The sequence below is a fragment of the Streptomyces sp. NPDC041940 genome (assembly GCF_055589465.1).
Genome location: NZ_JBVJBP010000011.1, coordinates 138,572 through 151,733 on the forward strand (window position 1 = coordinate 138,572; position 13,162 = coordinate 151,733).

The 13,162-nt window shown below is 70.7% G+C and carries 10 protein-coding genes; all 10 read right to left on the bottom strand.

All coding sequences use genetic code 11. The features are described 5' to 3' along the window. Positions 1–13: 13 nt before the first annotated feature. The 10 genes from ACZ6I3_RS20310 to scoE all read right to left on the bottom strand — a co-directional run bounded on the left by ACZ6I3_RS20310 (position 14) and on the right by scoE (position 13,141). On the bottom strand, positions 14–1,111 hold the full coding sequence (locus ACZ6I3_RS20310) for a magnesium and cobalt transport protein CorA (RefSeq protein ID WP_469416211.1): 1,098 nt from the start codon (positions 1,109–1,111) through the stop codon (positions 14–16). A 64-nt stretch (positions 1,112–1,175) separates the two neighbouring features. Then, positions 1,176–2,201: a magnesium and cobalt transport protein CorA gene (locus ACZ6I3_RS20315; RefSeq protein ID WP_469416212.1), complete on the bottom strand. Its 1,026-nt coding sequence runs from the start codon at positions 2,199–2,201 to the stop codon at positions 1,176–1,178. 409 nt (positions 2,202–2,610) lie between these two features. Then, on the bottom strand, positions 2,611–3,504 hold the full coding sequence (locus tag ACZ6I3_RS20320) for an ABC transporter ATP-binding protein (RefSeq protein ID WP_469416214.1): 894 nt from the start codon (positions 3,502–3,504) through the stop codon (positions 2,611–2,613). Then, complete coding sequence (locus tag ACZ6I3_RS20325; RefSeq protein ID WP_469416367.1) at positions 3,501–4,475, bottom strand: FecCD family ABC transporter permease; 975 nt, start codon at positions 4,473–4,475, stop codon at positions 3,501–3,503. Before ACZ6I3_RS20325 ends, ACZ6I3_RS20320 begins: the two co-directional genes overlap by 4 nt. Positions 4,476–4,531: 56 nt before the next feature. Then, a complete protein-coding gene (locus tag ACZ6I3_RS20330) occupies positions 4,532–5,575 on the bottom strand; it encodes an ABC transporter substrate-binding protein (protein ID WP_469416215.1) in 1,044 nt (347 codons plus the stop codon). A 92-nt stretch (positions 5,576–5,667) separates the two neighbouring features. Then, the gene (locus ACZ6I3_RS20335) at positions 5,668–9,927 is read right to left on the bottom strand and encodes an amino acid adenylation domain-containing protein (RefSeq protein WP_469416217.1); all 4,260 of its coding nucleotides are present in this window, start codon (positions 9,925–9,927) and stop codon (positions 5,668–5,670) included. After that, complete coding sequence (locus ACZ6I3_RS20340; protein WP_469416219.1) at positions 9,924–10,169, bottom strand: phosphopantetheine-binding protein; 246 nt, start codon at positions 10,167–10,169, stop codon at positions 9,924–9,926. Before ACZ6I3_RS20340 ends, ACZ6I3_RS20335 begins: the two co-directional genes overlap by 4 nt. A 48-nt stretch (positions 10,170–10,217) precedes the next feature. Continuing rightward, positions 10,218–11,735 carry a long-chain-fatty-acid--CoA ligase gene (locus tag ACZ6I3_RS20345; protein ID WP_469416221.1) on the bottom strand — a complete coding sequence of 506 codons (1,518 nt, stop codon included), beginning with the start codon at positions 11,733–11,735 and terminating at the stop codon, positions 10,218–10,220. 18 nt (positions 11,736–11,753) lie between these two features. Next, complete coding sequence (gene scoD, locus ACZ6I3_RS20350; protein WP_469416223.1) at positions 11,754–12,251, bottom strand: (2E)-enoyl-ACP glycyltransferase; 498 nt, start codon at positions 12,249–12,251, stop codon at positions 11,754–11,756. Then, positions 12,248–13,141, bottom strand: a complete 894-nt coding sequence (gene scoE / locus ACZ6I3_RS20355) for a (3R)-3-[(carboxymethyl)amino]fatty acid oxygenase/decarboxylase (RefSeq protein ID WP_469416224.1) — start codon at positions 13,139–13,141, stop codon at positions 12,248–12,250. The genes scoD and scoE overlap by 4 nt, the downstream gene beginning before the upstream one ends. Between the last annotated feature and the right edge of the window lie 21 nt (positions 13,142–13,162).

Genomic DNA, 13,162 nt, shown 5'->3' on the forward strand with positions numbered 1-13,162 from the left:
AGGGTCCGGCCGTCTACAGCCAACCGTTGCGTTTGAAGCCGCGGTGGATGACGAAGCAGGCGGTGGCGATGACGGCGAGGACGAGCGGGTAGCCGAAGCGCCAGCGCAGTTCCGGCATGTGGTCGAAGTTCATGCCGTAGACGCCGCACACCATGGTGGGCACGGCGATGATCGCGGCCCAGGCGGTGATCTTGCGCATGTCCTCGTTCTGGGCGACGGTGACCTGCGCGAGGTGGGCCTGGAGGATGGAGTCGAGCAGGGCGTCGAAGGCGTTGATCTGCTCGGTGACGCGGGTGAGGTGGTCGGCGACGTCCCGGAAGTACGTCTGTATCTCCTGGTCGAGGCAGCCGCGGGGTTCAGTGGCGAGCCGGTCCAGGGGGCGGGCGAGCGGGACGACGGCCCGCTTCAGTTCGAGGAGTTCCCGCTTGAGCTGGTAGATGCGGCCGGCGTCGGCGTTGCGGGGGCTGCGCGGGGAGAAGACGTCGGTCTCGACCTGGTCGATGTCGATCTGGACGGCGTCGGCGACCCTGACGTAGTCGTCGACGACATGGTCGGCGATGGCGTGCAGCACGGCGGAGGGACCATGGGCGAGCTGCCGGGGATCGGCTTCGAGGTCCTCGCGCAGAGGGCCGAGGGAGCCGTGGCGGCCATGGCGGACCGTGACGACGAAGTCGGGGCCGGTGAAGACCATGATCTCGCCGGTGTTGACGACCTCACTGGTCGAGGTCAGCTCGGCGTGCTCGACATAGGTGACGGTCTTGAAAACGGCGAAGAGGACGTCGCCGTACTGCTCGACCTTGGGCCGCTGATGGGCGTGGACGGCGTCCTCGACGGCGAGCGGGTGCAGGCCGAACAGTTCCGCGACGCCGGCGATCTCCGCCTCGCCCGGTTCGTGCAGGCCCAGCCAGACGAAGCTGCCCCGGTGCTTGCGGACCTGCCGTACGGCGTCCTCCACCGAGTCCGTTCCCGGCCCGCGGAGGCCGTCGCGGTAGACGACGCAGTTGACCACCGTCGAGCCGAGCGGCGAGCGGGCCGGGTGACTGAGGTCCACACGGCGGCGACTGCGCCGCGCCAGGTTCGCGACTTTGCGCAGGTTGCCGACCATTGACATGCGGGCTCCTTCATCACCGGACCGTCCGATCGGGACAGTGTGCCAAATGGCGACAAGGCGGTCGTCAGAGCCAGCGCTTCTTGCGGAAGACCAGGTAGACGAGGGTGACCAGGGCCGCGGTGATGATCAGCATCGCCGGGTAGCCGAGCAGCCAGCCCAGCTCGGGCATGTGGTCGAAGTTCATGCCGTAGACAGCCGCCATGGCGACGGGGATGGCGATCAGGGCGGCGGCCGCGCTGATGCGGCGCACGTCGTGGTTCTGCTGGACGCTCGTCTGGGCGAGGGCCATGGACAGGGCGTTGTCGACGAGTTCGGTGAGCACCGTGACCCGCTCGGCGGCCTGGGCCAGGTGGTCGGCGACATCACGGAAGTACGCGGCCAGCTCCCGGTCCACGCCGGGGACGCGGCGCTCGGCGAGATCGCCCAGGGGCTGGGCCAGCGGCGCCACGGTGCGACGCAGTTCGAGGAGCTCGCGTTTGAGCTGGTAGACGCGGCCGACGTCGTGTCGGGCCTCCGGGGAGAAGGCGTCGAATTCGACCTGGTCGGCGTCCGCCTCCAGAGCGGCGACGACGTCGAGGTACTGGTCGACGACCGTGTCCGCGATGGCGTGCAGCACCGCGACCGGGCCGTGGGCCAGACGCTCGGGGTCGGCTTCCAGGCCGGTGCGGACACCGCCCAGGTGCCGGGCGGGGTCGTGGCGTACGACGACGATGAAGTCGCGGCCGACGAAGGCCATGATCTCGCCGGTGCCGACGATGTCGGTGGTGGGCGTCAGCTCCTCGTGTTCCAGGTAGACCGCGGTGCGCAGGACGAGGAAGAGGGTGTCGTCGTAGCGCTCCAGCTTGGGTCGCTGGTGGGCGTTGAGGGCGTCCTCGACGGCGAGCGGGTGCAGGCCGAAGGCCCGGGCGACGACCTGGAGCTGTTCGGCGGTCGGGGCGTGCAGGCCGATCCAGACGAACCCGCCAGGGGTGGTGCGCGTGGCGTCCATGGCCTCGTCCAGAGGCAGCCGTCCGGGCCTGCGGCGCCCGTGCTCGTACAGGGCGCAGTCGACGACGGGGATCTCCTGCCGAGGCGTGTCGTGGGCCGTCATGGCTCACCTCCTTGCGGGACGCGGGCGTCGCGCGTGCCGCGATTGCCATGTTTGCACGGACGCGCGAGTGCGTCATCGGACGAGGAACGGGCGGCGCTGGTCACTCCCGGCGGGACGGGAGCAGAAGGGGTTGGAACACCTCCGGGCGAGGGCCGGGCCAAGGCTCGCCCGGAGGTGGTGTGCGGGGGACGCGGCGCGGGACGTGAATCCGGGTGGTGCGCGCTCACCGAGTGGTGTGCGGAGGAGACAGGCCACGCACCCGCCTGGTCCTGGCCGGGCGGGCACGGACGGAGGTCCGGCCGGGAGGCGGTCTGCGCCGGCAGGAGTTCTGGCATGGGACACCTCCCGGAAGGGACCGGCTGACGGACGGCCCCGGTGCGGAGGCGCGTACCGGGGCTCTCCGGTGACGCTATGCCCGGGTCGCCGGGTCCTGTGACCCTTCATGACGGGACGCTGACGGCGGGCGGGCGGATGCTGACGCATCCCTGACGCGGCGGGGCGGGGCCTGGGAGTACGCCGTCCCGGACGGGACGGGGGCAAGCGGCTGGGCCGCGTACGTGATGCGGACGACGCCGTCCTCGTGCCGCTCCGTCCTGCCGAGTACGCCGAAGACGCCGCGCAGGATGTCCGGTGTCAGGACCTCCAGTACGGGTCCGGCCGCCACCACCTCGCCCTCGTGGAGGACGACGAGGTGGTCGCAGAGCCGGGCGGCGAGGTCGAGGTCGTGGAGGACCGCGAGGGTGGTGATGCCGGTGCTGCGGATCAGGTCAAGGAGTTCGAAGCGGGCGCGGATGTCGAGGTGGTTGGTGAGTTCGTCCAGGACCAGGAGATGCGGGCGCTGGGCGAGGGCGCGGGCCAGGAGGACGCGTTGGCGTTCGCCGCCGGAGAGGGTGGCGTAGTCGCGGTCCGCGAAGGGTGCGACGCCGCAGCGGTCGACGGCCTCCGACACGGCCCGGCGGTCCTCGGTGCCGTCCCGGCCCATGAGGCCGTGGTGGGGTGTCCGGCCCAGGGCGACGATCTCGGTCACGGTCAGGCCGGTGGTGGTGCCGGCGTCCTGGAGCACGGCTGCCGTGCGGCGGGCGGCGGTGCGCGCGGACAGCGACCAGACGTCGTCGTCCCCCACTCTGACCACGCCGTCGGCGGGGCGCAGTGAGCGGTAGACCGTGCGGAGCAGGGTGGACTTGCCGCTGCCGTTGGGTCCCACGAGCCCGACGATGTCGCCCTTGGCGGCCTCCAGACTCACCGCGCGGAGGATCGGCTTGCGGTCCAGGGTGATGTGGAGGTGGTCCACGGTCAGTTTCATACGGTGTCCAGGCCCTTGTTGCGGCGCAGCAGCCACAGGAAGAAGGGGGCGCCGAGCAGGGCGGTGAGGATGCCCAGTGGCAGTTCGTTGGGGCGGTTGACGGTGCGGGAGAGCAGGTCCACGACGACCAGGTAGACGGCTCCGAGGAGGGCGGTCAGGGGCAGCAGCCTGCGGTGGTCGGCGCCCACGGTGAGGCGGACCAGGTGGGGGATCATCAGGCCGACGAAGCCGATGCCGCCCGCGACGGCGATGACGGTGCCGGTGAGCAGCGCGCTGATGACCAGCAGGACGGCCCGCAGCCGGTCGACGTCCACGCCGAGTGCGGTGGCGGACTCGTCGCCGGCCAGCAGGGCGTTGAGCCGCCGTCCGAACAGGGTCAGTACGACGGTGCTCGTCAGGACCACGACCGTGACGGTGGGCAGTTGGTCCCATTGGGCGCCGGCGACGCTGCCCAGCATCCAGAACATCACCGTCCGCAACTCGGTGGGAGTCGCCAGCAGCTGGACGAAGCTCGTGATCGAGAGCAGGACGTAGCCGACCGCGACTCCGGCCAGGACCAGGCGGGTGGGGGCCAGGCGGCCCCGCCGTTGCCCCAGGGCGAAGACCAGGGCCCCGGCGGCCAGGGCACCGACGAACGCGGCGCCCGACACCCCGAGGCCGGCCAGGCCGCCGAGGGCGACACCGCCGAGGGTGATGACCAGGACGGCCCCGAGCGAGGCGCCGTAGGAGAAGCCCAGGACGATCGGGTCGGCGAGCGGGTTGGAGACCAGGGTCTGGAGGACCGCCCCGGCGACGGCCAGGCCCGCGCCGACCAGGGCGGCCAGGGCGACGCGGGGAGCCCGGAAGCTCCAGACGATCTGGTCCGTGGCCGGGTCGGCGGTGGCGCCCTGCCCGGTGACGTGGTGCAGGAGGATCCGCCACACGTCACCGACCGGGATGGTGACCGCTCCGATGCTCACCGCCACCACCATGACGGCGCCGAGCAGCACCAGCAGGGCACCGACAGCGAGAGTCAGCCGCAGGCCGTTCAGACCTTGTCGGGGTGCAGCATCCCGGCGATCTTCTTCACGGCCAGGTCGTTGCTCGGGCCGAGGTACATCGAGTCCGACAGCGCCACGTACTTCTTGTTCTTCGCGGCCGGCCACTGGGGGAACTCCTTCAGCAGTTTCTTGGCGTAGGCCGCCGGATCGGGGTCGTTGTAGCCGATGACGACGAGGGCGTCGACATCGGTGGCGGCGACCTTCTCCTTGCTCAGGTCGGCGAAGGAGGTCTTGGAGGCGTTCTCGAAGGCGTTGGAGCCGCCGGCCTTGGCGAGGATGTCGTTGTAGATGCCCTTGGCGACGACCGAGCTGAAGTCGTTGCCGCCCATGGCCATGTTGGAGAACAGGACCATGACCTTGGGCTTCTTCTCCCCCTTCACCTTGGCCGAGACGTCGGCGATGTTCTTCTCCGAGGCGGCGATCAGCTTCTCGGCGCGGTCGCTCTTGCCGAAGACCTTGCCCATGTCGCGCAGCAGCGTGTAGCTGTCGGCGATGGTCATCCTGGAGGTGTCCTGGTCGCAGCCCTGCGGGGACACGTAGGTGTTGGCGCCCACCTGGTCGAGCTGCTCGCGGGTGGCGAAGCCGTTCTTCTCGTCGAAGCCGTAGGAGGTCGTGGACAGCACCAGGTCGGGGCGCAGCCCGACCATCGCCTCACGGGGGATGTCGTAGGCGTCGTTGAGCTTGACGTCGCCGTTGGGCAGCGCCTTGATCGCCTTGGCGCGACCGGGGACCTCGGACATGCCGTAGCTCTGCTGGTTGGCGACGATCTTGTCACCGAGGCCCAGGGCGAGCAGGGTGGAGACCTCGGCGACCGAGGCTCCGTTCATGAGGACGACGCGGCCGGGTGTCTTGGTGAACTTCTCCGGCACCCCGCAGTTGTCGAGGGTCACGGGGTAGCCGGACTGCGCGGCGGCCGCGGACGCGTTGCCGCCCGGGGTGCCGTCCTTGTCCGTCGAGGAGCCGGCGCATGCCGTGGTGATGAGGCAGAGGGCACCGGCCAGGGCGGCGGCGACCGGCCGTTTCGTCGACATGCTTGCTCCTTGGTGCGGGCTGCTCATGAGCCGTGGTGGGTTCTGGTCCAGTAGTCGGAGGGCGGAGCCGTTGAGTTCCCGAAGCAGGTCAACTACTTTGCGGGCGCGCCGAGATGGCCGTGTTGCCGGACCGGGGCGGGCAGCGCTCCGGTGGCGACGCAGTGATCGAGGTAGCGGAAGAAGAGGTCCCGGCCGACAGGCGGACAGGTGATGCCGCCGCCGCGCAGGGCGTTCACGACGTTGTCGGCGCGGACGCGCCCGAGGCGCAGGTCGGGCTCGGTGGCGGCATGGGAGTCGAAGAAGGAGAGCATGGCCGCCGCAACGCCGGACGTGCGGGGAAGCTCGGCGCGCCACTGGTCCAGCGGCATGCGCCGCAAGGGGTAGCCGTACTCCCCCAGCCAGTCATAGACATCGCCCAGCCGCACGGGGACGCTGCCGGCATGGTTGAACACCCTTGCCGTCGTGAGGGGTTGCCCGAGGCAGAGATGGACCAGGGCCTTCGCGACGTGGTCGACCGGCGCCCAGACCTCCTCCTCGAACAGGTCGGGCACGATGCCCGCGGGAACGCCCGCGCGCAGCACGCTCCACAGGAAGTCCCGCTCGTTCACGTAACCGGTGGCGGACGGGCCGACGACGCGGCCCAGCCGGTGCACGGTGACCGGCAGACCCCGACCCGCGGCCTGTTCGAGCAGGCGCTCGGCCGCCCATTTGGACTGCTGGTAGCCGTAGCGCAGTCCGGGGTGGGACGGCAGGAACGCCTCCGGCACTTCAGGGCTGAGGGCGAGGGGCGGGGCGACGGAGAGAGTGGAGACGAAGTGCAGGGGGGCCGACCGTACGGCCGCCATGCGCAACAGGTCCTTCGTGGAATGGGTGTTGGCGGCACGGAGGGTGGCGTACTCGCGCATGATGCTGACGGTCGCCGCGTTGTGGAGGATCGCCCCGCAGGTGCGGGCGAGTTCGCCGAACGTCTCTTCGTCCAGGCCGAGTCGGGGGCGGGCCAGGTCCGCGCATACCGCCGTGATGCGCTTCCTCGCTGTGTCAGGGAGGTGGAGCCGGTGGGTTTCCATGGCCTGGTGAAGGCGCGCTGTGGCCTCGGCGGGGCTTGGGGCGCGGACCGTGCAGACGACCTCCGCGTCGGTGGCCGTGAGGAGTTCGGCCAGCAGGTGTACGCCTACGAAGCCGGTGGCGCCGGTGAGCAGGACCCTGTCCGGTCCGCCGTCCGTCCGAGGTCTTTCGCCGGGCCGGATGTCCGGATCGAGGACGGTGTCCGTGAGCAGGGCCGCCGGCAGACCTGGAGCGGTGGGCTGTCCCTGGCGCTCCAGGTACCGGGCGAGCCCGGCCGGGGTCGGATGCTGGAACAGCCAGGCCACCTTCACGTCGCGGCCCAGTTCGACGCCGAGTCGGTTGGCGACCTGGATGGCTTGCAGCGACTGGGCGCCGAGGTCGAAGACGTCGTCCTGTGCGGATACGGCGGCCGCGCCGAGCATGTGCTGCCAGACGGCGGCGATGGTCCGCTCCAGCGAGCTGTGGGCCGCGGCCGACTGCTCGCCGGGCGTGTCCAGCGCCTTCCTGTCGATCTTCCCCGAGCTCGTCCGGGGCAGGCGGTCCAGGAACGCGACGGCCGACGGGATCATCGCGGCGGGCAGCACCGCCCGGAGACGGTCCCGGATGGAGGCCACGGCCGGTGCGGGCCCGTCCGGGACGACGTACGCGCTCAGCCGCCGTGTTCCGTCGCCCAGCACCTGGCCGACGACGACGGCGTCGCGGACTCCCGGATGGGTCACCAGGACGCTCTCCACCTCGGCCGGGTGCACCCGGTGTCCGCTGATCTTGAACTCGGCGTCCGCACGGCCCAGATGGCGCAGCTGCCCGTCGTCGCCGATCCGCACCAGGTCACCGGTGCGGTAGGCGCGGGGCGCGCCGGGGAGTCGGTCGAGCGGGGCGAAGCGGGAGGCGTCCGGGACCGGTTCGCCCCGGTAGCCGAGGGCCAGGTTGTCGCCCAGGAGGTGGAGTTCGCCGTCGACCACCGCTGCGCGGGTGCCGGGGAGCGGCAGCCCGATGGGGACGTCGCCCGGGGCGAGGGAGGGGTCGTGGAGGTCGGCGACGGTGGCGACCACGGTGGCCTCGGTGGGGCCGTAGGTGTTCAGCAGCCGGACCGACGTCCCTACGGCCTCGCGCCAGCCGTCGACCCGTGCGGGCAGGGCCGGCTCCCCGCCGATGACGACGGTGCGTACCTCGGTCGGCAGGGTCGCGGTGCCGGTCGAGACGGCGTAGGCCAATTCGTGCCAGTACGCCGTCGGCAGGTCGAGGACGCTGATCCGCAGCCGGGCGCAGACGTCCAGGAAACCGGGGACCGACTCGGTCATGTCGCCGGTGCGGACGACGAGGGTGGCGCCCGCGCAGAGGGTGAGGAAGAGCTCCTCGACGCTGGTGTCGAAGTGGAGCGGGGCGAACTGCAGGACGCGGTCCCCGCGGTGGAGGCCGTAGCGGTGGGTGGCGCCGGCGACGAAATGTGCCAGGGCACGGTGGCCGATCGCCACGCCCTTGGGGCGGCCGGTGGAGCCCGAGGTGTGGATGACGTAGGCGAGGCCGTCCGGCGTCGGGGTCGTCGGCGGAGCGGCCGCGGCCTCGGGTTCCGGCTCGTCGAGTCGCAGGATCGTCCGGTCCGTGAAAACGCCGGCGTGGGCGCCGGACGTCACCACGAGCGCGGGACGGACGCCGTCCAGCAGCTCGGCCCTGCGCGCCGGGGGCGCCGTCGGATCGAGCGGGCAGTAGGCCGCCCCGGAGAGCAGGACACCCAGGACGGCGGTGACCGCCTCGATACCGCGCGGCAGGGCGACGGCCACCAGGTCATCGCGGCCGACCCCACGAGCCGACAGGCGGCGGGCGAGCGCGCCTGCCGCTCCGAAGAGCCGCGCGTAGGTGATGCTGTGCCCGTCATGCTCCACGGCGACGGATCCACCGCTCCGGGCCGCGTGTTCGGCGATCAGGGCGAGGACCGGTCGCGCCGGGACGGTCAGCGGCCCTCCGTCCAGGACCTGGACCGCCTCGTGTGCACGCGACTCCCCGAGCGCCCGGCCGGGGGCGGTGACGGCCGCTTCGAGCAGAGCGAGCAGCCCCTCCTGGAACGCGGTGACGTCCGCCTCGTCGTAGAGGTCGGGGTTGGCGTCCACGGCGATGCGCAGGGCCCCGCCCTCGGAGCGGTCGTAGACGTTGACGGACAGGTCGTCGACGGGGCCGGCCGAGATGTTGTGGACCGTGCTGCGGTGTCCGGCGAACCGCAGGTCGTACGCGAACGGCATGATGTTCACGCCCGGGCCGGACAACCGGCGCTGTCCGCCGACGAGTCCGAGGTCGCGCCGCAGTTGTTCGTAGCGGTAGCGCTGGTGCGGCAGTCCGGCGCGGAGTTCGGCGGAGACCCGGGCCGCGAGGTCGCGCAGGCTGTCCGAGGCGGTGACGGTGACGCGCAGGGGCAGGATGTTGCGCACCATGCAGGGGACGCGCAGCGAGACGGAGCCGAGGCGTCCCATCGCCGGCAGGCTGAGGACGATCTCCGGGGCGCCGGTCGCGTGGTGGAGGTGGGCCGCCGTCACGGCCAGCAGGATTTCCGACCAGGTGACCCCGAGGTCGCGGGCGACGGCACGCAGGGGCGCTGTCCGTGCGGCGTCGAGGTCGACCACCCGGCGGTGGAAGGTGCGCGCGGGCAGGGCCGTACGGCCGGCGGGTGTGGCCACGGGCGGCCGGTCCGCGTAACGGTCCGTCCAGCGGGCGCGGTCCTGGGCGAAGCGGGCCGACTCGCGGTACGTCCGCTCCTCCTCCCGCACCGAGGCCAGGGTGCCGAAGCCGCTGTCCCCGACCGGCTCACCCGCTGTCAGGGCCGTGTAGACCTGGGCGACCCGGCGGGCGACCAGCGACAGGCCGAAGCCGTCGAGGGCGATGTGGTGGACGCGGTGGTACCAGAGGTGTTCCTCCGGTGCGATGCGGAGCAGGGCGTGGCCGAAGAGGGGGCCGCGTGTCAGGTCCACAGGGCGGGACATGTCCTGGTCCATCCAGGCCAGGGCCGCCGCGTGCGGGGCGGGCTCGGCGGTGAGGTCCGCGGTGTGCGGACGCCAGTCGGCGGCTGCGGCGTCGATCTGCCAGGGGCGGCCCTGGTCGTCGACGACGAAGGCGGCGTTCAGGGCCTCCGTCTCCGCGACCACGTGGTGCAGCGCCGCGTCGAAGGCGGACGTGTCCACCGGTCCGTGGATGTGGACGTACTCGGCGGTGTTGTAGGCGGGACTGTCCGCGTCGAGCTGCTGGCCGGTCCAGATGCCTTCCTGGGCGGCCAGCAGCGGATGGCGCGCCGTTGTCACGTGGTTCCTCCCCGAGGTACGGAGAGCAGCCGCCACCACTGGGCGAACGAGGTGCACTCGGCGAGGTCGACGAAGGTCACTTCCACGCCGGTCTCCCGCCACCGTTCGATGAGGGTGACGACGCGCAGGGAGTCCAGTCCCGCGTGGAAGGGGTTCTCGTCGAGGTCGACTTCGTCGGGCTGCTGGTGCAGGAGTTCCGCCAGGTCCGCGCGGAAGCCCTCCAGCGTGAGGGGAGCAGGCATGTCGTTCTCTCTCGATGGGCCGGTGTACCGATGAGCCGTGGTGGCCGGTCAGTTGACCTTGCGTGCGGAGTCGCCCCAGAAGCGGTCGCGCAGTTCCCGGCGCAGGATCTTGCCGCTGGGGTTGCGCGGGACGCTGTCGATGAACTCGTAGCGGGCGGGCAGCTTGAAGCTCGCCAGTTGCGGGACGAGAAAGGTGTGCAGGTCCCGGGGCCTGGGCTGCTGCCCGGCCGTGGGGACGACGAAGGCGTGGACGTACTCGCCCCAGCGTTCGTCGGGGGCGCCGACGACGACGGCCTCGGCGACTCCGGGGTGGCTTTCCAGGACGTTCTCGATCTCGGCGGGGTAGACGTTCTCGCCGGCGACGAGGACGGCGTCCTTGATCCGGTCGCGGATGAAAAGGTAGCCGTCCTCGTCGATGTATCCGGCGTCGCCGGTGTGGATCCAGCCGTCGACGAGGGTCTCGGCGGTCTTGTCGGGCAGTCCCCAGTACTCGACCATGTGCGCGGGCGTGGCCAGGCAGACCTCCCCGACGGCGCCCGGCGGCAGTTCGCGGCCCTCGCCGTCGATCACCTTGCCGCGGACTCCCGGGTAGGGGCGGCCCGCGGCCTGCATGAGGGGGCTGCCGGGGACATGGGCGGCCGGTGGCAGGCAGACGGCGGTGTTGCCGGTCTCGGTGAGGCCGTAGATCTGGGCGAACTCGCAGTCGAGGACGGCGAGGCTCTCCTCCAGCAGCGCCTCGGAGATCGGGGAGCCGCCGTAGACCGTCTTGCGCAGGGTGGTGAAGTCCTCGGCGCCGACGCCCGGTTCTGTCAGCATCATCCGGAGCATGGCGGGCACGACGCAGGCGGTGGTGACGCCGAGGTCGCGGATGAGGTCGACGGCCGGGCGGGCGGCGAAGGCGCGCAGGGCGACGACCGTGGTGCCGGCGTTGAAGTTCTGCGTGGCCCACCACAGTCCGCCGATGTGGAATCCGGGGATGCCGATCAGGGCGATGTCGCCGGCCCGCCAGTCGATCCAGTCGAGGCCCTCGCTCGCCAGGGCGTCGCGGATCGCGAAGAAGCTGCGGTGGGCGAGGACGACGCCCTTGGGCAGTCCGGTGGTGCCGCTGGTGTAGAGCTGCGCGACGGGGGTGTCGGGGGTGGGCTCGAACTCCGTGTCATGGTGCGGGTGCGGTGCGCGCCATACGTCCAAGGACCCCAGATGTACGACGGTTTCGGGCTCCTCCTCGACGGCTGCCGCGAACTCCTCCTCCACGAACAGCAGCCGGGTACCGGAGTCCTGGAGGATGTGACTGACCTCGGGTGCGGTGAGCCGCCAGTTGACCGGGACGAGGACGGTGCCGCTCTTGGCGCAGCCGAAGAGGATCTCGTAGTAGTGCTCCGACTCCTTGCCGAGGTAGGCGACCCGGTCACCGGGGGCGAGCCCGGCGGCGCGCAGGGCGTGGGCGACGCGGTTGCTCTCGCGGTGGAGGTCGGCGTAGGTCAGGCTGCGGCCCTCGCACAGGACCGCCGGGTGGTCCGGTCGGTGCTCGGCGTGGTGCCGGGTGCTCTGGACGAGCGTCTTCATGGGCGAACCCTTCGGCGGTCAGGGGACGTTGACGAACGCGAGGGTCGCCTCGCCGTCGCAGCGCCCCGATGCGGCGTCCTGGTAGCGGAAGGCGGTCTCGGCGTGCAGGAACGGGGTGCCGCCGGTCCGGGTGCGCCGGGTGACGGTCCGGAACTCCATCTCCCCGGAGAAGGCACGGGGATCGACCGGGCGCCGGAATCGCGCTGAGAAACGGGCGATGAGGATGTCGGGAAGCTGGTGCTTCCAGAAGTCGTCGAGCGTCCAGGATTCGAATCCCGTACCGATGCCGTCCTTCACGGACTTGGCGACGAGGTAATACATCATTTGGTTGTAGCAGATGTTCACCTCGACGGAATTCAGGTGTCCGGTGTCGTCGATGTAGCACGACTCGGGTATCTCGAACTCGCACCGGGCGAAAGCCCGGCCTTCCTTTTCCGTCACGACAGCCGAACGCAGGTACTTGCAGTGCTCCTTGTAGGGCGTCAGTACCTGGGCCAGCAGAGCCTCGTCGGTCATGCCGCCGCCTCCATGCCGTCGTGGAGCCTGCGCTCGTCGTGCACGGTGACACGGAAGGAGACGGTCGGCTCGGGTGTGGTGGTGTGCCGGGCGCGGTGGATGAGGCTGCGGTTGTCCCAGACCAGCAGGTCGCCCTTCTCGAAGCCCTGCAGATGGATGTTCTCGTGCTCGAAGGTCTCGTCGAGCTGACCGGTGGCGTCGAACAGCCGCTTCAGCAGCTCCTCGTCGAGCGGCCGGCCGCTCTCGTCCTCGATACCGACCGTGAAGCCCTCACTGATGTAGAGGACCGTCTCGCCGGTCATGGGGTGGGTGAAGGTGGTCGGCCGGCGGACGGCCGGGGTCTTCTGTTCGACCTCGTCGATGACCTCGGAGAGAGGCCGGTAGACGTCATGGGGCCGGATCTTGAAATACTTGCGCACGGAGTGCCTGCAGTACGTTCCGGTGATCTCCTTCTTGAGATCCTCGGGCAGTTTCCCGTAGGCCCGGCCCATGTCGATGAAGTAGGTGCCGCGGTTCTTCTCCGGGATGACCTGAGGGTAGATGAGGGTGATCCCGAAGGGGTCCGGCATGAATTGATAGTCGGCGTGCCAGAACTTGCCCGTCTTGGGCACACCGATCTGCTTGCCGTTCTCCGGCACGTTGGAGGAGACGAATATCTCCGGCACTTCGGGGTGCTTGTACATCGGCTCGTAGTACGTCTCGGGGCGGCCGAGCCGCTTGCCGAGTTCCAGGAACTGCTCGGGGGCGAGGTCCTGGCCCTTCAGGATCGCGATCTTCTTCGTGTAGAGGGTGCTCTTGAGCGCCGCGATGTCGGCGTCCGAGGCGGTGGTGTGGTCGAAGTCGTCGACCGTCGCGCCCATGGCGTCGCCGGGCTGTTCCTTGATCTCCATGACAGGGTGTCCTTCCGTGGG